The sequence below is a fragment of the Bacillus sp. 17RED48 genome, assembly GCF_019837545.1.
Taxonomy (GTDB): Bacteria; Bacillota; Bacilli; order Bacillales; family Bacillaceae_G; genus Bacillus_A; species Bacillus_A wiedmannii.
The window spans coordinates 482505-506105 of the sequence record NZ_JADAXG010000004.1 but is presented as its reverse complement, the minus strand read 5'-3'; the positions used below and the strand labels follow the sequence as shown (position 1 = coordinate 506105).

The 23601-nt window shown below is 34.5% G+C and carries 24 protein-coding genes and 1 pseudogene; 20 read left to right on the top strand and 5 right to left on the bottom strand.

Going from position 1 to position 23601, the window contains the following annotated elements; translation table 11 throughout:
- The first annotated feature begins 29 nt into the window (after positions 1–29).
- The 7 genes from ILT06_RS19660 (at position 30) to bcbE (ending at position 7052) form a co-directional block, all read left to right on the top strand.
- On the top strand, positions 30–1868 hold the full coding sequence (locus ILT06_RS19660) for an IucA/IucC family protein (RefSeq protein WP_222655387.1): 1839 nt from the start codon (positions 30–32) through the stop codon (positions 1866–1868).
- Entirely contained in the window at positions 1855–3093 is a 1239-nt protein-coding gene (gene asbC / locus ILT06_RS19655) for a 3,4-dihydroxybenzoic acid-AMP ligase AsbC (RefSeq protein ID WP_064474226.1), read from the top strand. Before ILT06_RS19660 ends, asbC begins: the two co-directional genes overlap by 14 nt.
- Positions 3090–3344, top strand: coding sequence for a petrobactin biosynthesis protein AsbD (asbD, locus tag ILT06_RS19650; RefSeq protein WP_001250755.1), 255 nt, complete (start codon positions 3090–3092; stop codon positions 3342–3344). Before asbC ends, asbD begins: the two co-directional genes overlap by 4 nt.
- Before the next feature lie 44 nt (positions 3345–3388).
- On the top strand, positions 3389–4372 hold the full coding sequence (gene asbE, locus ILT06_RS19645; RefSeq protein WP_222655386.1) for a petrobactin biosynthesis protein AsbE: 984 nt from the start codon (positions 3389–3391) through the stop codon (positions 4370–4372).
- A gap of 37 nt (positions 4373–4409) precedes the next feature.
- Positions 4410–5252: a sugar phosphate isomerase/epimerase family protein gene (locus ILT06_RS19640; protein WP_064474223.1), complete on the top strand. Its 843-nt coding sequence runs from the start codon at positions 4410–4412 to the stop codon at positions 5250–5252.
- Between the two features lie 126 nt (positions 5253–5378).
- Positions 5379–5585, top strand: a complete 207-nt coding sequence (locus ILT06_RS19635) for an alpha/beta-type small acid-soluble spore protein (protein ID WP_000113545.1) — start codon at positions 5379–5381, stop codon at positions 5583–5585.
- A 237-nt stretch (positions 5586–5822) separates the two neighbouring features.
- The gene (bcbE, locus tag ILT06_RS19630) at positions 5823–7052 is read left to right on the top strand and encodes a bacillibactin exporter BcbE (RefSeq protein WP_098102692.1); all 1230 of its coding nucleotides are present in this window, start codon (positions 5823–5825) and stop codon (positions 7050–7052) included.
- A 53-nt stretch (positions 7053–7105) separates the two neighbouring features.
- On the opposite strand, the gene ILT06_RS19625 is transcribed toward bcbE, so the two are convergent.
- Positions 7106–7720, bottom strand: a complete 615-nt coding sequence (locus ILT06_RS19625) for a LysE/ArgO family amino acid transporter (protein WP_222655385.1) — start codon at positions 7718–7720, stop codon at positions 7106–7108.
- A 118-nt stretch (positions 7721–7838) separates the two neighbouring features.
- Between ILT06_RS19625 and pdxR the strand changes: the two genes are divergently transcribed.
- Together pdxR and ILT06_RS19615 are read left to right on the top strand one after the other, a co-directional pair.
- Positions 7839–9281 (top strand): MocR-like pyridoxine biosynthesis transcription factor PdxR, encoded by a 1443-nt coding sequence (gene pdxR / locus ILT06_RS19620; protein ID WP_064474220.1) that lies wholly within the window; start codon positions 7839–7841, stop codon positions 9279–9281.
- Between the two features lie 12 nt (positions 9282–9293).
- Positions 9294–9461 carry a DUF3933 family protein gene (locus tag ILT06_RS19615; RefSeq protein ID WP_000816376.1) on the top strand — a complete coding sequence of 56 codons (168 nt, stop codon included), beginning with the start codon at positions 9294–9296 and terminating at the stop codon, positions 9459–9461.
- A gap of 110 nt (positions 9462–9571) precedes the next feature.
- Here the strand turns inward: ILT06_RS19615 and ILT06_RS19610 are convergent, their stop codons facing one another.
- Together ILT06_RS19610 and ILT06_RS19605 are read right to left on the bottom strand one after the other, a co-directional pair.
- Positions 9572–10537 (bottom strand): patatin-like phospholipase family protein, encoded by a 966-nt coding sequence (locus ILT06_RS19610; RefSeq protein WP_064474219.1) that lies wholly within the window; start codon positions 10535–10537, stop codon positions 9572–9574.
- 87 nt (positions 10538–10624) lie between these two features.
- A complete protein-coding gene (locus ILT06_RS19605) occupies positions 10625–10771 on the bottom strand; it encodes a YjcZ family sporulation protein (RefSeq protein ID WP_000540425.1) in 147 nt (48 codons plus the stop codon).
- Between the two features lie 224 nt (positions 10772–10995).
- Here ILT06_RS19605 and ILT06_RS19600 point away from each other — a divergent pair, with 224 nt between their 5' ends.
- The 4 genes from ILT06_RS19600 (at position 10996) to ILT06_RS19585 (ending at position 13844) form a co-directional block, all read left to right on the top strand.
- On the top strand, positions 10996–11748 hold the full coding sequence (locus tag ILT06_RS19600) for a YwqG family protein (protein ID WP_088048525.1): 753 nt from the start codon (positions 10996–10998) through the stop codon (positions 11746–11748).
- Positions 11749–11894: 146 nt separating this feature from the next.
- On the top strand, positions 11895–13055 hold the full coding sequence (locus tag ILT06_RS19595; RefSeq protein ID WP_088048526.1) for a transglutaminase domain-containing protein: 1161 nt from the start codon (positions 11895–11897) through the stop codon (positions 13053–13055).
- 99 nt (positions 13056–13154) lie between these two features.
- The gene (locus ILT06_RS19590) at positions 13155–13352 is read left to right on the top strand and encodes a DUF4083 domain-containing protein (RefSeq protein ID WP_088048527.1); all 198 of its coding nucleotides are present in this window, start codon (positions 13155–13157) and stop codon (positions 13350–13352) included.
- Between the two features lie 30 nt (positions 13353–13382).
- Positions 13383–13844, top strand: a complete 462-nt coding sequence (locus ILT06_RS19585) for an NUDIX hydrolase (protein WP_088048528.1) — start codon at positions 13383–13385, stop codon at positions 13842–13844.
- Positions 13845–13888: 44 nt separating this feature from the next.
- Here the strand turns inward: ILT06_RS19585 and nadE are convergent, their stop codons facing one another.
- Positions 13889–14707: an ammonia-dependent NAD(+) synthetase gene (nadE, locus tag ILT06_RS19580; RefSeq protein ID WP_064474214.1), complete on the bottom strand. Its 819-nt coding sequence runs from the start codon at positions 14705–14707 to the stop codon at positions 13889–13891.
- Between the two features lie 270 nt (positions 14708–14977).
- Here nadE and ILT06_RS19575 point away from each other — a divergent pair, with 270 nt between their 5' ends.
- From ILT06_RS19575 to galT, 4 genes are all read left to right on the top strand, one after another.
- The gene (locus ILT06_RS19575) at positions 14978–16858 is read left to right on the top strand and encodes an FtsX-like permease family protein (protein ID WP_222655384.1); all 1881 of its coding nucleotides are present in this window, start codon (positions 14978–14980) and stop codon (positions 16856–16858) included.
- A gap of 115 nt (positions 16859–16973) precedes the next feature.
- Positions 16974–17261, top strand: coding sequence for an AbrB/MazE/SpoVT family DNA-binding domain-containing protein (locus tag ILT06_RS19570; RefSeq protein ID WP_064474212.1), 288 nt, complete (start codon positions 16974–16976; stop codon positions 17259–17261).
- Between the two features lie 259 nt (positions 17262–17520).
- Positions 17521–18471, top strand: coding sequence for a serine protease (locus tag ILT06_RS19565; protein WP_064474211.1), 951 nt, complete (start codon positions 17521–17523; stop codon positions 18469–18471).
- A gap of 212 nt (positions 18472–18683) precedes the next feature.
- Complete coding sequence (galT, locus tag ILT06_RS19560) at positions 18684–20174, top strand: UDP-glucose--hexose-1-phosphate uridylyltransferase (RefSeq protein WP_098102695.1); 1491 nt, start codon at positions 18684–18686, stop codon at positions 20172–20174.
- Between the two features lie 303 nt (positions 20175–20477).
- Here the strand turns inward: galT and ILT06_RS19555 are convergent, their stop codons facing one another.
- Positions 20478–20786, bottom strand: coding sequence for an ArsR/SmtB family transcription factor (locus tag ILT06_RS19555; protein ID WP_064474209.1), 309 nt, complete (start codon positions 20784–20786; stop codon positions 20478–20480).
- A 108-nt stretch (positions 20787–20894) separates the two neighbouring features.
- Between ILT06_RS19555 and ILT06_RS19550 the strand changes: the two genes are divergently transcribed.
- The 3 genes and pseudogenes from ILT06_RS19550 to ILT06_RS32920 all read left to right on the top strand — a co-directional run bounded on the left by ILT06_RS19550 (position 20895) and on the right by ILT06_RS32920 (position 23463).
- The gene (locus tag ILT06_RS19550) at positions 20895–21830 is read left to right on the top strand and encodes an aldo/keto reductase (protein ID WP_098102696.1); all 936 of its coding nucleotides are present in this window, start codon (positions 20895–20897) and stop codon (positions 21828–21830) included.
- A gap of 201 nt (positions 21831–22031) precedes the next feature.
- Positions 22032–23207, top strand: coding sequence for an MFS transporter (locus ILT06_RS19545; protein ID WP_222655383.1), 1176 nt, complete (start codon positions 22032–22034; stop codon positions 23205–23207).
- 48 nt (positions 23208–23255) lie between these two features.
- A pseudogene (locus tag ILT06_RS32920) lies at positions 23256–23463 on the top strand (hypothetical protein).
- Positions 23464–23601 lie beyond the last annotated feature (138 nt).

Sequence of the window (23601 nt, the reverse complement as noted above, 5' to 3'; positions counted from 1 at the left end):
ATGGTATTTTTTCGTAAGGCGGGGGAGTTATGAGAGTGGACATATATCATACGAGAATATTGAAAGCGCTTGAATCAGAAGATTACATTTCAGTACGAAGAAGAGTGTTACGTCAATTAGTAGAGTCGTTAATTTATGAGGGAATTATTACGCCAATTCGCATAGAAAACGAAGAACAAATTCTTTTTCTTATACAAGGACTTGATGAGGACAACAAAAGTGTCACGTACGAATGTTACGGAAGAGAACGAATGACATTTGGACGTATCTCTATAGATTCATTAGTAATAAGAGTTCAAGAAGAAAAACAAGAAATACAATCAGTTTCGCAATTTTTGGAAGAAGTTTTTCGGATTGTTAACGTGGAAAAAACGAAATTAGATTCTTTTATTCATGAATTAGAACAAACGATATTTAAAGATACAATTGCACAATATGAAAGACATAATAAGGTGAAATATACTCAAAAATCGTACGATGACTTTGAAAGCCATTTAATAGACGGTCATCCATATCATCCTAGCTATAAAGCGCGCATTGGATTTCAATATCGTGACAATTTTCAATATGGATATGAATTTATGAGATCAATAAAAATTATATGGATTGCAGCGCATAAGAAATATGCGGCTGTAGGTTATGAAAATGAAGTGATTTATGACAATATTTTAAAAGGTGAGATAGGCGCGCATACATTAGAAGCGTATATGGAACAAATTCACAGTGCGGGATGCGATTCAAAGCAGTACGTGTTTATACCTGTTCATCCTTGGCAGTGGGAGAATTTCATCATTCCCAATTACGCTGATCATTTACAGGATAAAAATATTATTTATTTAGGAAAATCAGAGGATGATTATTGCGCGCAACAATCGATGAGGACGTTAAGAAATGTTACGAATCCAAAGAGACCATATGTGAAGTTATCGCTGAACATACTTAACACTTCAACACTCCGTACGCTGAAACCATATTCAGTTGTGAGTGCACCAGCTATATCGAATTGGTTAAGTGATGTCGTAAGTCAGGATTCTTATTTAAGGGATAAATCGCGCATTATTTTGCTAAAGGAATTTTCGAGTGTAACGTATGATACGAATAAGAAAGCCACATATGGTTCATTAGGATGCATTTGGCGTGAAAGCGTTCATAAATATTTAAATGAGAAAGAGGATGCGGTTCCCTTTAACGGCTTATATGCAAAAGAGAAAGACGGGACACCAGTTATTGATGCATGGTTAAACAAATATGGGATAGAAAATTGGCTACGATTACTGATTCAAAAAGCGATCATACCAGTTATACATCTTGTTGTAGAGCATGGAATCGCATTAGAATCACACGGACAAAATATGATTTTAGTTCATAAAGAAGGGCTACCTGTCCGTATTGCATTAAAGGATTTCCATGAAGGACTTGAGTTTTATCGTCCATTCTTAAAAGAAATGAATAAATGTCCAGACTTTACTAAAATGCATAAAACGTATGCGGATGGAAAAATGAATGATTTCTTTGAAATGGATCGTATTGAATGTTTACAAGAGATGGTATTAGATGCACTGTTCTTATTTAATGTAGGAGAATTAGCTTTCGTACTTGCAGACGAATATGATTGGAAAGAAGAAAGTTTTTGGATAATAGTTGTCGAAGAAATTGAAAATCATTTTAGAAAATATCCACACTTGAAAGATAGATTTGAAAGTATTCAGCTATACACTCCTACATTCTATGCTGAGCAATTAACGAAGCGTCGATTATATATGGATGTGGAATCGCTTGTTCATGAAGTTCCAAATCCATTGTATAGAGCAAGACAACTTATGAAACAAAAATCAGTTGTTACAGGGGGAAATTATGCTAATCGTTAATAAACAAGAGTATAGCAAAAGTGATTTTGATTTGAGATTACAAGTTTATGAGGAAATGGAACAATTTAAAGAAGCAGAAGGAAATAGATTTGCGCTTTGTCTGAAAGATCCATTCGATATTATTACGCTTGTGTTTTTCTTAAAAGAAAAGAAATTATCAGTATTGCTTATACATGAAGATACGCCAAAAGAAACGGCTATTGAAATGGCAAAGCGTGCAAATTGTATCGGGATATTATATGGAGAATATGGCGATTTTACGAAATTAGAAGTAGTGAACGCTTTACTCGAAGAGCCTTCTTTATTGCAATATAGTTCTGGAACTACGGGAGAACCAAAACTGATTCGTAGAGCATGGGCGGAAGTGGATACAGAAATTACGGCTTATAATGAAGCTTTAAACTGTGAAGTAGATGAAGTGCCGATTGTTATGGCTCCTGTTTCACATTCATACGGACTAATATGTGGTACGTTATCTGCAATTACGCGGGGAAGCAAACCTATCATCATTACAAATAAAAACCCTAAATTCGCCTTAAATATAGTTCGCAATACAGAAAAACATATCATATATGCAGTACCACTTATGTTACATATTATGGGGAGTTTCCCGCAAGGAACGTTTCAGTTTCATAAAATTATGACATCCGGAGCGCCTTTGCCAGAAGCATTGTTTTATAAACTAAAAGAAACGACAACATATATGATGCAGCAATACGGTTGTTCTGAAGCAGGTTGTATTAGTATATGTCATGATATGAAAAGCCATTTAGATTTAGGAAATCCACTACCTCATGCGAGTATAAGCATAGGTTCAGATGAAAATATGCCTGAAGAAATCGTAGTGAAAATGAACGATAAGGAAATTTTCACGAAAGATTTGGGGTATAAATCTGAGCGCGGCCTTCATTTTATGGGGCGCATGGATGATGTGATTAACGTTTCAGGATTAAAAGTCTTTCCTATAGAGGTAGAAGAAACGATGCTTCGACTAGAAGGTGTTAAAGAGGCAATTGTATATCGAGGGAAACATCCTGTGATGGGCGAAATAGTTAAAGCGAAAGTAATCTCTCATATTGATCCGGTTCGAATAAGAGAATGGTGTATACAGCATTTACCAGCTTATAAAGTTCCACATGAGATTGAAAGTGTAACTGAAATTCCGAAAAATAAAACTGGAAAAGTAAGTAGAAAGTTACTAGAGATGGGAGAGGTTACAACATGAGACGTGAAACATTAAAAAATGAAGTATTGAAAATTATGAAAGAAAAAATGGAACTAAAAAATGTAACGCATTTAGAAGAAACGATGCGTTTAAACCAAGATTTATATATAGATTCGGTAATGATGTTACAACTCATAGTTTACATAGAAATGGATGTAAAGCTATGCGTTCCAGAGGATGAGGTAGATCCAAAGGCATTTCTTACTGTAGGATCTTTACTTGATTTTATGGAGGAGCTACAGCCGGTATAAGAAGTAAATGTGAATAATTAACCTTTAGGAAAGTGGATGAGAATATGACTTCAATTAAAGTTCACTGTTTAGTGAGTTGTTTTTGTGAAATTATAAAAAGGCGTAGCGATATAGATTTCCGTCCATTTTATTTTGGATTATGGGACGGCGATTTTGATATAACAGAAGGCGGAATTATTTCGTATCACTCTGAAAACATTAACCATGATAATTACTTACTATGGTATGAAAAATTGTATGGTATGAAAGTGAACGAATGGTATGATCATGCAAAAGATAAAGATATCAATGTAGAGACGTTTTTACAATTAGTAGAAAACAAGCCAGAAAATCGCTATGTCATTGTAATGGTTGATATGTCTCTATTGCCAGAGAGGGAAAATAAATTCCATCAAAAACCGTTTCCGCATTATTTAATGATATCGAAGACAGAGAAAGAAGAAGAATGGTTCATGCTAGACCCTGATTTTCGTTGGGAAGGGAATATGGAAAGAGAAAAAGTGCTTCACTCTGTTCAAGATAACCCATTTGGTGGAGGGTATTTCATTGATGTAGAAGAAATTCAGGAGCCAACAGAAGAAATGGTAGCGAGTTATTTCATAGAAACTTTCAAAAGAAATGACAATGAACTGACTATGGAGCTGAAAAATTTAATTATAAAAATGGCAAATGAAGAAGATGGGTATTCGCTTTCTGGTCTTGTAGCGGCAGTCAAACAAATACCAGTACTTGCGATTCGTAAATATAGTTATGAACATGCCTTTGCATACTTCCGTGAAACGTTGCAATATTCGGAGCAAGAGTTTGATTATTGGTGTGATCGGGTAGAGGATATTGTACAAGGATTTACAAATGTACAGTATCGAGCAATTAAAATGGCAATGACGAATAATAAAGGTATGTTATTATCAATTGTTGAAAAGTTGGATGAAATGAATGCAATTGAACTGCAAATTAAGGCTGAATTAGAGAGACAGTTTTTATCATGGAAAGAAATGAAAACAAACCAGTCTGTCTTAGCATTTTAAAAACCTAACTGAATTTAAGATAAGGGAGTTCAAACCTATGAAATATTCATTATGTACTATTTCCTTTCGTCATCAATTAATTTCATTTACTGATATTGTTCAATTTGCATATGAAAACGGTTTTGAAGGAATTGAATTGTGGGGGACTCATGCACAAAATTTGTATATGCAAGAGTATGAAACGACAGAACGAGAATTGAATTGTTTAAAGGATAAAAACTTGGGAATTACGATGATAAGTGATTACTTAGACATATCACTATCGGCAGATTTTGAAAAAACGATAGAGAAATGTGAACAACTTGCAATATTAGCTAATTGGTTTAAAACGAACAAAATTCGTACGTTTGCTGGACAAAAAGGTAGCGAAGATTTCTCGGAACAGGAGAGAAAAGAGTATGTGAATCGTATTCGCATCATTTGTGAAGTATTTGCTCAGCATAATATGTATGTACTTTTAGAAACACATCCAAATACGTTAACGGATACGCTGCCTTCTACTTTGGAATTATTAGGAGAAGTAGATCATCCGAATTTGAAAATAAACCTTGATTTTCTTCATATATGGGAGTCTGGTGCAGATCCAATAGACAGCTTCCATCGACTAAAGCCGTGGATACAACATTACCATTTTAAGAATATATCGTCAGCAGATTATTTGCATGTGTTTGAACCACATAATGTATATGCAGCAGCGGGAAGTCGAATTGGTATGGTTCCATTATTTGAAGGTGTGGTAAATTATGATGAGATTATTCAGGAAGTGAGAGATACTGACCATTTTGCTTCACTCGAATGGTTTGGACATCATGCGAAAGATATATTAAAAGAAGAAATGAAAGTATTAACAAATAGAAATTTAGAAGTAGTAACTTCTTAATATAAAATGATGTAAGAGTCTCTCATTGTAGAGACTCTTTTTTAAAAAATATAAATAACCAAAAATTACCATGTATTTAAATTGAAATTTAACACAATTTATATATAAATAAGGAGGTGATTGGTAATGGCTAGAAATCGTAATTCTAATCAATTAGCATCACATGGAGCACAAGCAGCTTTAGATCAAATGAAATATGAAATTGCACAAGAATTTGGTGTACAACTTGGAGCTGACACTTCTTCACGTGCAAACGGTTCTGTAGGCGGTGAAATTACAAAACGTCTAGTAGCGATGGCAGAACAACAACTTGGTGGCGGATATACTCGCTAATTGTAGAAGGTTATAGGAGAAAGGAAGGATTCTTCCTTTCTTTTTTTTTCAATTAATTGGTATGAATATATTGCGAACTGAATTCAAAGAATAGGAATAATACTATATTTTCCCCAATTTCTTTTGTTGTAAATGGGAAGTAGTAAAGATGTAATAGCCCTGGTGGAATGAAAAATTACGTTCCAGCAGGGCTATTATATGGTCAGAAATATACGATGAAAGGGTTCCGAAGCCAACATGTTAAAAAAAGAAAACTGTTGTTTAATTGCGCTTGCATCAGTTCCACTTGTTATGACATTAGGGAATTCAATGCTCATTCCAATCCTACCGACTATCGAAAAGGAATTACATATTTCATCGTTTCAAGTATCCATGATTATTACAATTTACTCTATTGTAGCCATTTTACTTATACCGATTGCTGGTTATTTATCAGATCGATGGGGACGAAAGATGATAATGGTTCCGAGTTTGCTGATTGCGGCTATAGGAGGAGCGATAACTGGTTGGGTATCATGGAAAGTTGATAATCCCTACACTTGGATATTGATTGGTAGAGCGATTCAAGGTATTGGTGCTGCTGGTGCAATGCCAGTTGTTATACCGTGTGTTGGTGATTTATACAAAGATGAAAAACAAGTTAGTACAGGTTTAGGAATCATTGAAACATCCAATACATTTGGAAAAGTGCTGAGCCCTATTTTAGGATCTGCTCTTGCTGCCATTGTATGGTTCTTACCATTTTGGGCGATTCCAGTTTTATGCGTAGTATCAATTGTTTTATTACTTGTTCTAGTAAAGGCAAAGAAACAAGAAGGAGAAGTACCGCCACTTAAAGAGTTTATAAAATCTATTATCTCTACGTTTCGAGAAAAGGGAAGATGGTTAATTGCCATTTTTGTATTAGGTGCAATTATTATGCTTATTTTATTCGGAATTCTCTTTTATTTGTCGACTATACTGGAATCAAAGTATGACATACATGGTATATGGAAAGGTTGTGTACTTGCCATCCCGTTACTTGTACTGTCACTTAGTTCATATATGGCGGGTAAAAAAATTGGAGATAATCAAAATGTAATGAAGAAGTGTATTTATATTGGTTTTTTAATGGCAGCTGCATCAGTCATCATTCCTTTATTTATAAAAGGGATCTATTTACTACTTCTTTGTCTCGTTATTATGGGGATAGGAATTGGTATGGCACTCCCATGTTTAGACGCCCTAATTACACAAGGAATTGAAAAGGAGCAAAGGGGGACAGTTACGTCATTTTATAGTTCAATGCGATTTATCGGTGTAGCAGCTGGACCACCTCTATATTCTTTTTTCATGAAGGGTGCTGACCATGAAGTGTTTTATGTAACTAGTATTTTCGCTGGTATTGGTGCTGTTATAGCAATGATTTGGATTAAACCAGCAAAAGATGCAAAGACGGTAAAACAGAAAACGGAACCTACTTCATAATCTGTAAGAGAATTGCATGGTGTTTTAAGGAACATGCAATTCTCTTTCGTTCATTAAGAATACATAACTTGTTTTAACATATAAAGCGCGACGCCCCAAATGATGAGACCCGAAAACTTATTTAATAATACGATTGTCTTTCCAGTTGAGTCTATTCTTTTTAGAAATTTCCCCGCTAAGGCTAAGCTTATAAACCAAATCCAAGAAACGATAATAGTTGCAAGTGTGAAAGCCCATTTTTCACTTCCTATGTATTGAATAGAATTTGTTCCGATTACACCGATTGTATCTAAAATTGCATGTGGATTTAATAACGAAACCGATGCAGCAAAAAGGATTTGCTTTTTTAATGGCATACTGTTTTCTTTTTTTATATCGTTGGAAGGGTTACTTCTCCAAATAACAAAGCCCATATATAGGAGAAAGAAAAATCCAATTATATATAACGTGTTAGTTAGCCAAGAAAAAGTAAGGAGTATAAGGGAGACACCCTGCACTGCAATCAATATGAGTAACGTATCACATATAGAGGCAGTTAATACTACAGGGGCTGCCCTCCAAATGTTTGGTTGGCTCGCACCTTGGTTAAAGACGAAAATATTTTGGACACCTAATGGAATGATAAGACCAAATGCAAGAATGATACCATGAATAATTGCTTCACTCATCATATTACCTCCTATTTTAATTCAGTATGATAGTGTATATTGTATAGAAGAAATGAAAATTTGTATCCATCCATATGGTTGGAGAGGTTACCAACCAAAAAGAATATAAGGTGATATGATGGAAAGATTCGTTTGGAAACCGAATATGTCTCTAGCGACTCCTCTGTATAAACAAATAGAAACGTATATAAAAGAAAGAATCGTTAATGGAGAATGGACTGTTGGAACGAAATTACCTTCACAAAGAGATTTGGCACATACATTCGGTGTGAACCGGAGTACAATTGTAATGGCTTTCGATGAACTAGTGGCAAAGGGATACATTGAAGGAAATGGCAGGAAAGGAACAATTGTTGTAAATAATAATGAGAATGCTTCAACGTACGCGCCCCCACCTAATTGGCAGTCTTATGTAGAAACAGGACTTCATTATCCGAATCTGCCTGCTATTCAAGAGATTAATCAAGCTGAATTTTATCCGCATGTAATTCGTTTAGGAACCGGGGAGCTCGCGCCAAGTCTTTTACCTGAAAAAAAGATGAAAGAGATTATGAATAAGCTTTTAGCATCAAAGGTGACACTTGGCTATGAAGAGCCGAAAGGAAGTCTCTCTTTAAGGGAAAAGATTGCGGACTATTTAAAAGGACATGGTATAGATGTAACTCCTGATTCTATATTAATTGTTTCAGGAGCGATTCAAGCGTTGCAACTTATTTCTATGGGGCTTCTTCCAAAAGGGGCATCCATCTTATTAGAAAAACCATCTTATTTATATTCTCTTAATGTTTTTCAATCAGCAGGAATGCGTTTAATTGGTATACCAATGGATGAGAACGGTTTACATGCATCATATATTACGAAATATAAGAAGCAATTTAATGCATCTATTTTATATACAATCCCGTCTTTTCATAATCCGACGAACTTTAGTATGAATGCGAAGAAACGAATAGAAGTGATGGAAATATGTAACGAAATTGGTTTGCCTATTATAGAAGACGCGGTGTACCAAGACTTATGGTTTGATGAGCCTGTTTCAAAGCCTTTAAAAGCATATGATAAAAACGGAATTGTACTACATATTGGGAGTATGTCTAAAGTTATTAGTCCAGGGTTAAGAATTGGATGGATTGTTGGATCTGAGCCAGTCATTCAAAGATTGGCAGACATAAAAATGCAAACAGATTATGGTTCAAGTTCTATATCCCAGCAAATTGCAGCGGAATGGTTTGCAGATGGATTGTATGATGAACATTTACAGTTTGTAAGAACTAAGTTGAAAAAACGTAGAGATTTTATGTTGCAAATGTTAGAGAAATATTGTCGTGATATAGCAACATGGTATGAACCGACAGGTGGTTTTTATATTTGGTTACATATGAATGTACCCGTTTCGAACCGTAGCTTATTCGACAAAGCTTTGAAAGAAAAGATTTTATTAAATCCAGGTACTTTGTATGATAGAAGTGCAAACCAATTTTTGCGTCTATCCTATTCATACGCAACGTTAGAAGAAATTGAAATAGGTATCAAAAAACTTGCACAACTAATGAAAAAGTAAGAGGAGAAAATAATGAAACAATACGTAATTTGCCAAATTATCAATGGAGAAAAATATTTAGCTGCTTATGCGGAGTCGAAGCAGGATGCAATTGAAAAAGCAGAATTGTTAGGATTACGAACGGGAAATCGATACACAGTTATTACTGCGGAAGAAGCTGAAGGGTTAACGTATCCTTAAGCAACGAATAATAATGATGCAGCAGGAAGTAAATAAGCCTAGTAATCTATGATATTACTAGGCTTATTTTTTTGAAAGCGTTACGTGTTCTCGTATGAAAAATAATAGTATTATGAGTCAAGTTGACGGAAATACCGATTTGTTTTTCGGTCCTGATTTCCGTTTCTATAGTCATCAATATATTGTCTGAAGTTCCAAGATTGTAAAAACTTATTTGCGGCGTTATAACCAGAATTGTAAAGCCACTCTTTTTCTTCCTTTGTTAACTCAAAGTTTGTACTTGTAATGGATCCTGTTGGAATTGTAATTGTTCTTGCTTTTGATTCCTTATCTAAATGACGTAAATCATGGGCTTGCATCATTGTTTTAAAAAGTCCTTTGAACATGGAGATAGGCTCGTTATAATGGGCAGGATCAGCTTGAATCTCATCTTTTACGAAATGAAATCCAAATGTTGGCCAGCGAGGAGAGGAAGGTGAGTCGAAAATCCAAATTGGGTAATTGCTTAAAATCCCTCCATCAACCATATAACAAGGTTGCTTCCATTTTGGGGTTCTCCATTTTACCGGTTCAAAGAAGAAAGGGATTGTACTACTCATTCTTACAGCTTTAGCAATAGAGAAGCGATAATTTAAAAATCCGTAGTTTGGTAAGTCATCAGGAAAGATAACCATTTTACCATTACTTATATCAGAAGCGATAATTTTAAGTTTATTTAAATCAGGTAAATCTGTAAATAAGTGAACTCCTTTTTTTCGAAGTAATTCTTCAATCCATTCTTCTATAAATATATTAGAGTAAATACCAAGAGTAGTCCATGCGCTTAATCCTTTTCCGATAAAGGGGATTCTGTCAATAAAGGTTCTCTTCGTAAATGTATTATAATCGATATCAGTTATAATCGTTTTTAACTCTGAACAAGAATATCCTGCTGCTAGGAGCGCAGCGATAATGGAACCAGCTGATGTTCCAGCTACACGCTCCCATTCATAGCCTTTTTCAGCTAACGCGCAAATTGCCCCTACATGTGCAATCCCGCGTACACCGCCTCCTTCAAAAACACCATCAATCTTCATCAATCATACTTCCTTTCGAATAAAAGATTTGAAAATGGAAAAAAAGCACGTATTGTACGTGCTTTTTTACAATAGTTTTTAAATTTACTAGCAGCCTACAAAGCCGCCCCAACAGCTAGCTCCGATGATGATTAGAAGGATAAATAAAACGATTAATAAAGCGAAACCTCCATAACCACATCCACCACAACTACCGCCGTAACCGTAACCGCCGCAACTATATCCGTAACCCATGTGGAATTCCTCCTTAAATTAAAAATAAAAATGAACGAGGGGAAAATGTACTGGAAGAAATAATGAACTATCGTGTTTGTAGGAACAATGTATACTATGCTTTTTTTAACTTGTTCGCGTATGAAGGAAGAGCCCGTTTTTTTGGAGGCTTGTTGTTTTTACAAAGAATGGAGTATAATTTTTGTGCGATGATACAAATAAGTATGTAAATATAAGGAGAATTTATGAATAAACAAATTGAAGTATTAATTGATAAATATGGGCTGACACATTTAAAAGAAGAACTTATTAATACTGTATTTCCTAGTGTGAAAGTTGTGCCAAAGCAGGAGGAAACAGTTGCGGTAGGTAGTTCGAAAATGGGAGGAGTTCCTGATTTACCATCTGCATTTGAATACCCAATGTACAAAGGAAACCCGTTACAGTTTATCGCTCAATTTAATTTAAATGATTTACAAAATGTTGGTATGGAGTACAATCTACCTAAGACAGGAATATTATACTTTTTCAGCGTTGAAAATTACTTTGAAGAAGATGTGAATCCAACTGAAGCGGGACGTGTACTTTATTATGATGTTCCTGTAGAGCAATTACGAAGGGCCGATGAATTGCAAACAAATTATAACCAGTGTGCAACTACTTTTGAACTGACATATAAATTGCCAGAGCTTTTCATTGAAGATGAGGCTGATTCAGATCGTTTCTTACAATTGCTTGAAGAGTTAATTCCAGATAACTACGATAACCATCAAATGTTTGGTGAGCCATTCTCTGTACAAGAGGAAGTATTATATGAGACAGGAGAATATATGGGGATCGACCCGCAGCAAATGACACTTTTATTCCAAATTGACTCAGATACTAAAAATTGTAATATGATGTGGGGAGATTTAGGGATGCTTTATTTCTGTATTGGAAATGAAGACTTGAAAAATCAACGTTTTGAAAATGCATGTTGCGTATTACAAACTTGTTAAGAAAAAAGGTTGTTCTTGTAAAAAGAACAACCTTTTTACAATGTTAAATATGCATAATCTCATATGACCTATACGAAAAAGTATTGTATACTCTGAAACTATACGATACTTTTTTCGTATAGTTATAGAATGTAAGGAGTGACGAGATGGGAAAGACAAGTAAGTATGTGACAGCTACCCTGCTTTGTTCAACAATAGTAATGGGAGGCTTACAGGCGTCATCTGTATCTTATGCAGCTACGAATTCAACTGTAGCGACATCACAATCAGATGCAAAGTTGTTAAATGATGTTAGAAAAGAATTAAAACAACAGGTTGATAATCGAGAAGAAAATATTACAATCACATATAAATCAAAAGATAGAAATGCTAGAAATGTTATGGACCAATTGTATGGCGAGTTTAATAAAGTTGTAGACGCAGATGAGTATGTAAAATATAATGTAGCGTCTACTAAATATTCTATTAAAGGGTTACCAGGAAACTATACGTTTACACTGCAAGTGAAATACCGTGAATCAAAAGAGCAAACACAATATGTGAAATCTCAGGCAAAAGCAATTATCGGTTCAATTGTAAAACCAGGAATGGATGAGCATGAGAAAGTAAAAGCTATTCACGATTATGTTGTGAAACATGTATCTTATGATACGTCTTATAAAGCGTATACAGCATATGAAGCATTAGCGAATCGTTCTGCCGTTTGCCAAGGATATACGTTATTAACATATGAATTGCTACAAGAAGCGGGTATCCAAAATCATATTGTAACAGGTACAGGAAATGGACAAGCTCACGCATGGAATATAGTGAACATTGAAAACAAATGGTACCACCTTGATACGACATTCGATGATCCAGTACCGGATAAAGCTGGGCGCGTAACATATTCATATTTTAATATGTCTGACGAGCAATTAAGTAAAGATCATGAATGGGATCGTAGTAAATACCCGGCGGCAACTACAAGTTACTTTAATGAATTAACAAACAAAATAAAAGCGGATAGTTCAAAAACTGCTACGTATGAACAAATGTTAAAAGAAACAAATTTAAAATATTTGTCTGCACAATACGGAGCAGATAATTATAGTGAATTTAAGAAAAAATTACAGCAACAATTCGCTTCTAAACCAGAAAAGGTAGAAGTACGATATAAGCAATCTATGGATGGAACGATGCAAGATATAAAGAAAGTGTTAAATGAAATAAATTGGCCAAAAGGTGCAAAACGTGTATCTTATGAAGTAGCACCATATAGTGCAATGGCAGATTATTCATTAGCGACAATTACATTTACTTATTAATTAAGAAGAGCATCTTGGAAAGGTGCTCTTTTTATATTTTATCACTTTAAAAAACAGAATTGTGTGATAAAATATAAAAAGGAAGGATGTGGGATTTGAATGGATTTGTTCGAAAGTAATATTTTTACATTGATATATACTTGTTTAGTAATCGGACTTATCGTTTTGTTTTTCCTATCATTTACTTTGTTCCATAGAAGATTATTGCAAAACAGCGCTGCAAAAAAACAACATGTAATTAATATGAATAAGAAGCTAGATCGAATGATTGAATTGCTTGAAAAAGATAAGAAATAATGATAGAAGATGTATGAAAAGGGGAAGAGGATGGCTAATTATATAAAAGAATTACGTGAAAAAGTAGGTCACGACTGTGTTCTCATAAACTTTGCGGGTGGTTGTGTGTTGAATGAACATGGAGAAGTATTACTACAAAAAAGAGGTGATTTTAACGCTTGGGGATTTCCTGGCGGTGCAATGGAAATTGGAGAATCTGCCGCAGAAACCGCGATTCGAGAAATAAAAGAAGAAACAGGTTATGATGTGAAAATAAATGAGCTTATCGGGGTGTATACAAAATATTTTCAAGCATATCCAAATGGAGATAATGCCCAGTCAATTTTAATATTCTTTTCATGCTCAATTGCCGGAGGAGAGCAAAAAGTAGACGGTGATGAAACGTTGGAATTGAAGTTTTTCCCGCTAAACCAAATGCCACCATTGTTTAATCAACAACATGAGGATTGTTTACAGGACTTACTAGAGAAAAGAGTAGGGGTGTATCGTTAACATAAAAAAGAAGCTAATGAGGTTAGCTTCTTTTTTTATATAATTTATTTCCACCAATCATCAAACATAGACGCTGGTACTTGTCTTTTATGTTCGCTCACTGTGTAACGTTTTTCAATTTTTTCTGCAACGTCAGCTGGAACTACTTTACCTTCTAAATAATCATCTAGTTGATCATATGTAATGCCTAACTCTGTTTCATCAGCTTGACCTGGTTTTTCATCTAATAAATCAGCTGTTGGCATTTTTAAGTAAAGTCGCTCGTCTGCATCTAATTCTTGTAATAGAGCGCGTCCTTGGCGTTTCGTTAATCCCGTTAATGGTAATAGGTCTGCACCACCATCTCCGAATTTTGTAAAGAATCCTGTAACAGCTTCTGCCGCGTGATCAGTTCCAATCACAAGTAGCCCTTGTTGACCACCGATTGCGTACTGCGTAACCATACGGATACGTGCTTTCACGTTACCTTTATTGAAATCTGTTAATGATTCACCTAGTACGTTTTCGTATTGATTTGAGAAAGTATCAACTGTTGACGCAATATCAAATGCAACAGATTGATCAGCTTGAATAAATTGTAATGCTAATTGCGCATCATCTTCGTCTTTTTGCACTTTATAAGGAAGGCGCACTGCGATAAACGTTGCGTTACCACCTTCATTACGAATTTCCTCCACTGCAAGCTGAGCTAAACGTCCAGCTAATGTAGAGTCTTGTCCGCCACTAATTCCAAGTACAAATCCTTTCGCACCCGTTTTTTTCACATAATCTTTTAAGAAATCAACACGTTTACGGATTTCTGTTTTCGGATCAATTACAGGCTGAACATGTAATGCTTTCATAATCTGTTCTTGTAATGTCATTATGTTTCCTCCTATTCGTATTAAAGCGGTAAATAAGTTTATATGTATATTGGCACATACTTCTATCCTTTATTATTTCGCAAAACTAACGAATATACAATAGGATGCGTGTATGAATATGAATGTAGTCATTATAATGAAACTGCTTCATTTAAGCAATTTTTTTGAAACCTTTCAATAATGTAAGGTTTTTGTCATTTGAATCGATGGAAGCTATTTCCGCATTTTACTAATATAAGAACATAGTTAGCAGAAGGGCGGAGAAGTAATATGAACATTAGAGAACTCGCATACCGGAATGTAACACGAAATAGACGAACATACTCAGCATATTTTTTAAGTAGTGCATTTGCAATTATGGCCTTTTTTGTGTACTCATTTTTTGCGTTTCATCCGGCATTAAGCGCTGGAGAATTGGGGCAGTATGTATTCGTAAGTATGTCTTTTGCACAGTCCATTATTTACTTATTTACGTTTTTCTTTATTTTATATTCGATGGGAATGTTTTTAAAAACGAGAAAGCGTGAATTAGGAATTTTAATGATGTTAGGTATGACGAAATATCAATTAAAGCGTCTTATCTTCTTTGAAAATATTATGATTGGAATAGGGGCCATTATTTTTGGGATACTTGCTGGAATGCTGTTTTCCGGAATATTAATATTTGTAGCTCCGATGATATTAAAGTTAGATATTTCCTTAGCTTATTACATACCAATGAAAGCCATTGTTGTAACGAGTATTATGTTTTTCGTATTATTTATGATCATTTCATTGTTTAGTGCAGGAATGATTCGGAAAAATAAAATTATGAAATTGTTTAGAGGATCAGCAGAAGCGAAGCCGGAACCGAAAGCTTCCATTATTTCTTCTATATTAGCAGTCATATTGCTTAGTGCGGGATATGCAGGAGCGCTTCTGTCACACGGCGCAATGGTATTTGTCATGATGATTCCTGTTACAACGGTAGTCATTATTGGTACGTATTTGCTGTACAAGCAGTTGAGTGTCTTTATTATTAGACTATGTAAAAAAAGTAAACGTTTCTATTGGACACAGACAAATATTGTTACGTTATCAGATTTAGCTTACCGTATGAGAGACAACGCCAGAATGTTCTTTATTGTAACTATTATTTCAACTGTAGCATTTTCAGCAATAGGTACATTAGTTGGTTTTGCATCAATGACGAAAGGAATTATGGAGAGACCAATTGCGTTTCAGTATCATTCTAAGCAAGGAAATAGTAATGAATCACAACATTTGAAGCTGATTGACGAAGGATTAAAGAAGCATAGTATAGCAGCTGTTAAAGCTACTATTTCAACGAAAAGGACAGAGGAGCAGTCGCTAAGAAGCGTCATTTTCATAAAAGCATTAGATTATAAGGAGTATGCAAAGTTAACAGGAGAACCATTTCAAACTGTTGCAAATAAAGAAGCTTTATTTTTATCAGTCGATATACCAGGACCACCGATGAAAGAAAGAAAAGAAATTACTTTACCACATTTGAATGAATCTTTAAAAGTGAAAAAAGTTAATACTTCTTCATTAAGTAAAATACTAAGAGGTAACGTTTATGTAATCTCTAAAAATCAATATGACGCATTACAAGATGGATTTAAAGAGGAAAAAGATTATGTGTACAAAACAGAAGGAACGAAAGATGAAATAGAGGTTGGTAAAGAACTTACTCATCAAATGAAGACTTATGAAGAACATGCAACGTTTAGTGCAGAAGAGTATGAACAAAACCAAAGTTTACAAATCGCAGGACCAATTCTATTTGTAGGTTTCTTTATCGGTATAGTATTTTTCGTATGTGCAGGAAGCTTCCTTTACTTCCGTTTGTTTTCTGATTTGGAGGATGATACTCGTTTGTTTGAAATGATTCGAAAAGTAGGCTTAACGAGTGGAGAATTATCGAAAGTAGTTACAATTCGATTGGCACTTTTATTCTTCGTTCCAATAGGTGTTGCAACATTACATGGAGCAGTAGCGTTAACTGCTCTGGGACAGATGTTTGAGTATTCACTATTTAAAGAAAATGCGATTGTATTAAGTATTTTCGTAGGAATTCAAATTGGTTACTTTTTACTGATAAGATCCCGTTATTTAAAACAATTGAAAGAGAGATTACGCATTCGTTAAATGTGTTTTTTTAACTTGAGTACAAAATTTTCTAAAAAGAGACAAGTATTACCAAAAAGTGATAAAATGGAAAGAGCGAGGTGGAAAAACTAATAGAAAGTAAGGGGGAATTAATATGAAAGCAACAGGAGTTATTCGAAAAGTAGACGAATTAGGACGAATTGTTATTCCTAAAGAATTACGTGATGTATTGGGAATACAAATCAAATCACCACTTGAAATTTTCGTAGAAGAAGATAAAGTCATTTTACAAAAATATCAACCTTACAATGCTTGTCAAATAACAGGTGATGTTTCAAATCAAAACATATCATTAGCAAATGGAAACATTACTGTTAGTATAGATGGAGCGAAACATTTAATAAAAGAAATAGAGAAGTTTTTAAATAAGAGTGAGGTTTAGTCTTAATTTAATTTATTTTTAAAATTTCATATCATTCTTTAAAAACTATAAAAGGACCATTAAATTGGTTCTTTTATTTATCTCGTAATTTTTCGTGTCTAAAAATTACGAGATAAATAAAAGAGTAGTATAAAATTAGTAAGCTATATTGAGAAATATTTTTAAGGAAGGAAAACGAAACGAATAAAACGAATGTTACATTTAAACCTTTTCAAAAGTGGTCTGAAATGAAAATAATATATTTTCAGGAGGGATTACGATGAATAGTAGTACAGCGAATAAACAAAAAGGTATACAATTGATTCCTTTTACAGTAGATAAGGTGGTTGAACAAGTAAATGAAATTCCACCAGGTGTACAACTCATTCATGCTCCACAAGTATGGGAGAAGAGTGCGAAAGGAAAAGATATTGTTGTTGCCGTATTAGATACAGGTTGTGATGTGAATCATATAGATTTAAAGGATCGTATTATCGGTGGAAGAAATTTCACGAAAGATTACGAAGGGGATCCAAATATTTATCTTGATAATAACGGACACGGTACTCATGTAGCGGGGACAATTGCAGCGACTGAAAATGGGGTCGGTGTTTTAGGAGTCGCACCACTTGCTAAAATGTTAGTGTTAAAGGTTTTAGCGGGAGATGGTTCTGGAAGTTATGAGCAAATTATTGAGGCGATTCATTATGCTGTAAATTGGAGAGGACCTAATAAAGAAAGAGTTAGAGTCATTTCAATGTCACTTGGTGGCCCGCAAGACGTTCCAGAATTACATGAAGCAATTCAAAATGCGGTAAGGCAAGATGTTCTCGTCGTATGTGCTGCTGGGAATAATGGAGATTGTAATGATAACACGGAGGAACTGGACTTCCCAGGTGCGTACTCAGAAGTAATTGAAGTCGGCGCTGTTAATTTAGAACGGAAAATCACATGTTTTAGTAATTCGAATCAAGAAATTGACTTAGTGGCGCCAGGCGATGAAATTTTATCTACGTATCCTGAAGGGAAATATGCGGTATTAAGTGGAACTTCTATGGCGACACCGCATGTCGCTGGAGCGCTCGCATTGCTTATTAAGCAGTGTGAGAGAGAATATGGTAGAAAATTATCAGAGCCAGAAATATATGCACAACTTATTAAAAGAACTATACCTTTAGGGTATGAACGTACATCTGAAGGGAATGGATTAATAGATTTATTAAAAGAATAGCAAATACGAAAAAACATCTCATATGAATATGAGATGTTTTTTCGTATGGTTCTGTCGCATATACAAGGGAATCTAGTATTTAATTCTTTTTCATGCAACGTATATTAGAATGGTGGTTATCCCATACGTCTGTTCATAAAATTATAAAAGGTACATAAGAACTTGCATCGTAACAACGAAAACCGCTATAAGGTTAGAGGAGGTATATACGGATGATATATCAAGCTATCCAGCAGTTAATTGATCGTGCTATTGAAGTTCAATTGATTGAAAAAGAAGATGAAATATATACAAGAAATCAAATCCTTTCCTTACTTCGTTTAGATGACTTTGTAGTGGAAGCGTCAGCGCCCGCAAAGAAAGCAATTTCGGAGTTATTGGAAGAGTTAATTGAATATGCTTGTATGCATAAAGTCATTGAGGCAGTAATGGACGAGAAGGAGATTTTAGCAAGTGCAATTATGGATGTATTTATGTCCAAACCGTCCGTTATCAATTCGCTATTTTATGAAAAATACGAACAAAATCCGAAGGCTGCGACAAATTACTTCTATGAGTTAAGTAAAAACAGCAACTATATCCAGATGAAGCAAATTTCCAAAAATATAAATTATAAAGTAAATACGGAATATGGACCCATTGATATAACGATTAATTTATCAAAACCGGAAAAAGACCCGAAACAAATTGCTAGAGAGAGAGTATTGGAAAGTACAAATTATCCAAAATGTTTACTCTGTATTGAGAATGAAGGATATAGAGGCAGAATTGGACATCCAGCACGCTCGAATCATCGTATGATTCGTATGAATCTTACAGATGAAAGCTGGTTTCTACAGTATTCTCCGTATATATATTTCAATGAACACTGTATTGTATTGTCTTCAGAACACCGTGATATGAAAATTGACCGTCAAACATTTTTACGTTTGTTAAAATTTGTAGAAAAATTCCCGCATTATTTCCTTGGTTCTAATGCAGATTTGCCTATTGTAGGAGGATCTATTCTAACACATGACCATTATCAAGGTGGAAATTATGAATTTGCTATGGCAAATGCATCAATCGACTTAATTTTTGAACTCACTAACTTTCCAGAAATGCAATGTTCTATTATTAAATGGCCTATGTCAGTTATTCGCTTAAGAAGTAACGACATAGAACAAATAGTAAATGCAGGGGAGTACATATTAGAGAGGTGGAAGGGATATAGTGATCCTTCTGTTCATACATTTGCATTTACGAATGATGTTCCACATAATACGATTACGCCGATTGCCCGCTACCGGAATAATATGTACGAATTGGACCTTGTTTTGCGAAACAATCGTATAAGTGAAGAACATCCGCTAGGTATTTTCCACCCTCATGCAGAAATACAACATATTAAAAAGGAAAATATCGGACTGATTGAAGTAATGGGGTTAGCTGTACTTCCGGCGCGTTTAAAAACAGAACTTCAGGAAGTGGAAAAATTCTTACTTAACATTCCAAGTGATATTCCAACGCCTCATATACGATGGGCAGAACAATTAAAAATCAAATATGAAAATCGGATACATGAACAAAATGTACAGGAGATTATAAGAGAAGAAGTGGGACGGAAATTTATACAGGCGCTTGAAGATGCTGGTGTTTTTAAACGAGATGACGAAGGGATATCGGCATTTAAACGTTTTATTCAGAAGTTAAATAAGGAATGAACTTAGTAGTGATGGTGATTACAAAATGACCTAATTATATGATAAGGGAGGTAATAATATGGAGGAGTGTGAGCATAAGCAACTACAGGAATTGAAACAGATAGGCGGCCCTATATTAATGATGTGTATAAAATGTAATCAAATAATTAAAGTGTCCAAAGGATCCAGTACAAAAATAAAGTGAAAAAGAATGAAGTGTGTATATTCCTAGTGTGTGATGAACAAAGTTCCTGCTGATTAAAATTGCATTTTATTAAAAGAATAGAAAAAACTAAAAACATCTCATATGAATATGAGATGTTTTTAGTATGGTTCTGTCGCATGTAATACGACGTCTAATAAACCGGGAAATCTAGCATGTAAGTCATCTTCACGAATTGAAATGAAACGCTGTGTTCCTTCAATGCGTGTATACATAACACCGGATTCACGTAAAACCTTGAAATGGTGAGATAAAGTTGATTTCGCAATTGGAATGTTTAACGCACCACAAGATTGTTCATTTTTCTCTAATAGCATCGTTACAATTTGTAAACGAATTTGATCGCTAAGTGCGTATAAAACAGAAGAGAATTGAATTTCTTCTCGATTTGGATGATAGAGAGTACGCATTTTTTCACCTGCTTGTATAAGTTAATATAGTTTGCACTATAACATATAAAGTGGTATATTTCTATTGTTCGAATATAATCGAACAATAGAAATATAGGGGGAGAAAAAATGAAATATACCAAATTGCAAAAGGCAGGACTACATATTTCGAAGTTGGGGTTAGGAACAAACGCTGTAGGGGGACATAATTTATATGCTGATGTGAATGAGGAGGAAGGAAAACGATTAATAGAAGAAGCTATCCAGCAAGGGATTACATTTTTTGATACAGCAGATTCATATGGTTTCGGTAGATCAGAGGAATTAGTAGGAGAAGTATTGAAAGGAAGACGCCAAGAATTTGTACTTGCTACAAAAGGCGGAATACAGCCGTTATTAAATGGAGAGGTTTATATTAATAATGAACGAAGCTATTTAAGAAATGCTGTGGAAAATAGCTTAAGAAGATTACAAACTGATTATATTGATTTATATTATTTACATTTTACAAATCCAGAAACAAGTTACATAGATTCAATTGGAGAGCTTGCTCGTCTAAAAGAAGAAGGGAAAATTCGTGCAATTGGAATATCTAACGTAAACGTAGAGCAATTAAAAGAAGCGAATCAGCATGGACAGATAGATGTTGTACAAGCACCGTATAATATGTTGGATCGTGCTGTTGGGGAAGAACTTTTGCCGTATTGTATAGAATCAGGTATTTCATTTATTCCATACGGGCCTCTTGCTTTTGGGATATTAGGTGGTAAATATACAGAAGATTTTAAATTGAATGAAGGAGATTGGCGTCAAAGTGTAAGTTTATTTGAAGAAAATACATATAAGAGTAACTTTAAAAAAGTTGAGAAGTTAAAAGGCGTAGCTAGAGAAGAGAGTGTCGAAGTATCGCATTTAGCTTTAGCGTGGCTATTAAACAAAAAAGGAATTGATACTGTTATTCCTGGTGGGAAACGGGCGGAGCAAATAAGAGAAAGTGTAAGAGCGGTGGAAGTTTCATTGAATGAGAAGGTTATGAAAGAAATTGCATCTATTTTAGAAGATTAGTTGAGAAGAGGGGTACTTCCCTCTTTTTATCCCGCATTAACGGGCAGTAAGACACCCACCTCAAAATTTAGCGGAAGCAAAGAAGTTAGGTGGGGGATCAACTGCCCGTAAAAGCCCGATTGGTTCAACTAATAATCAGTGGGGGATGAATAAAACCCCCACTGATTAAAGTTTCACTTTATATAAAAGGAGAAGGTTTAAATGAAAAGAGTACTAGCTGTATTCTTTATGATAATGTTTATGATAGGTACAGATACTTTCTTAATTTCGCCACTTTTACCGACATTACAACAGGTGTATCATGTTTCAACTGAGCTATCAGGATGGATGGTGAGTTCATATGCTTTAGGATACGCTGGATTTGCGCTTATTGCTGGTCCTATATCAGATGGCTTAAATAGAAAAAAAGTGATGGTAATAGGAATGAGTTTTTTTGCGTTAAGTACGTTTTTATGTGGAATGGCACCGAGTTTTCTATGGATGCTAGCATTGAGATTTTTAGCAGGTGTAAGTGCAGCCTTTGTATCTCCACAAGTGTGGGCATCTATTCCGCTCCTTATAGAGAAGGAGCAAATTGTAAAGGCAATTGGAATTGCAACAGCAGGGTTAGCAATCTCTCAAATTTTAGGGCTGCCAGTTGGATCGTATTTGGCAATGATACACTACACAATACCATTCTTCATCATCGGTATATTATCAGCACTACTTGTCGTTCTTATCTATGTAGTATTACCAGAAATACAACCGGTTTATATAGGTGGAAGTAAAACAAACATCTTAAAGCGCTATAAACAATTACTTACAGATTCAAAGGTTTCACTTTCTTATTTTGCATATTTTGTTTTTCAAACTGGTAATTTTGCTGCATTTTCATTTTTCGGTGTATGGCTTTCCATTCAATTTGGTTTACAAGTTCATGAAATAGGAACAGCTATGCTTGTATTAGGGTTAGGAAATTTAACAGGGAATATTTTTGGCCCAAGAATCGTAAATAAAATTGGTTATAACCTTTCTTTCTATGGTGGAATTATATTTACAGCAGTGCTATATGTAGTACTTCCTCATGTAAAGAACATTATATTTGTGGAGCTATTATTCTTTGTTTTATTTTTTGTGACAGGAATTTTGTTTGTATTGATGATGAGGCACTTACAAAACCTGTCTAGTGTAGCAAGAGGAACAGGAGCCGCGCTTGCTAATGCTTCTATGTATATTGGTCAAATGATTGGAGCGGCAATAGCAGGACTGCTATTTGCAGCATCTCACAATTTTATACTTATAGGTAGTTTTACTGCGTTACTATATATAAGAGCTTTATTTTTGTTTAGAAAAAGTGAAAAGCTTAATGAAGATAGTGAAACAGGAATTGCATCATAAAGCCTGTATAAATATTTCGCAAATCAGAATTAATCAGAGTGTGAATACATGAATGTGCTTTTAATTACAGTGGTTACTAAAAGTATAGAAATAGTAGAAGAAATGTATTGTAACAATGTTATGAGGACTTCAAAAATAAAAAATCCCTACAAAGATAGGGATTTATATATCGGCATATAGTTCCTTGGAAAAGGATATATGTAGTTTAACATATAGGACTACTTATATTTGTGAAATAGATGTGAAAGTAATGTGAAAAATGCTGAAAGAAAAAACTATTTAAATAGAGGATAATTTAGATGAGGATATGGATTTTACATAAATGCTGTGTTATATTTCTACTTATCTGTTAATAATTACATGTTTTAATTTTATTGGGGATAAAAGGGAGAGA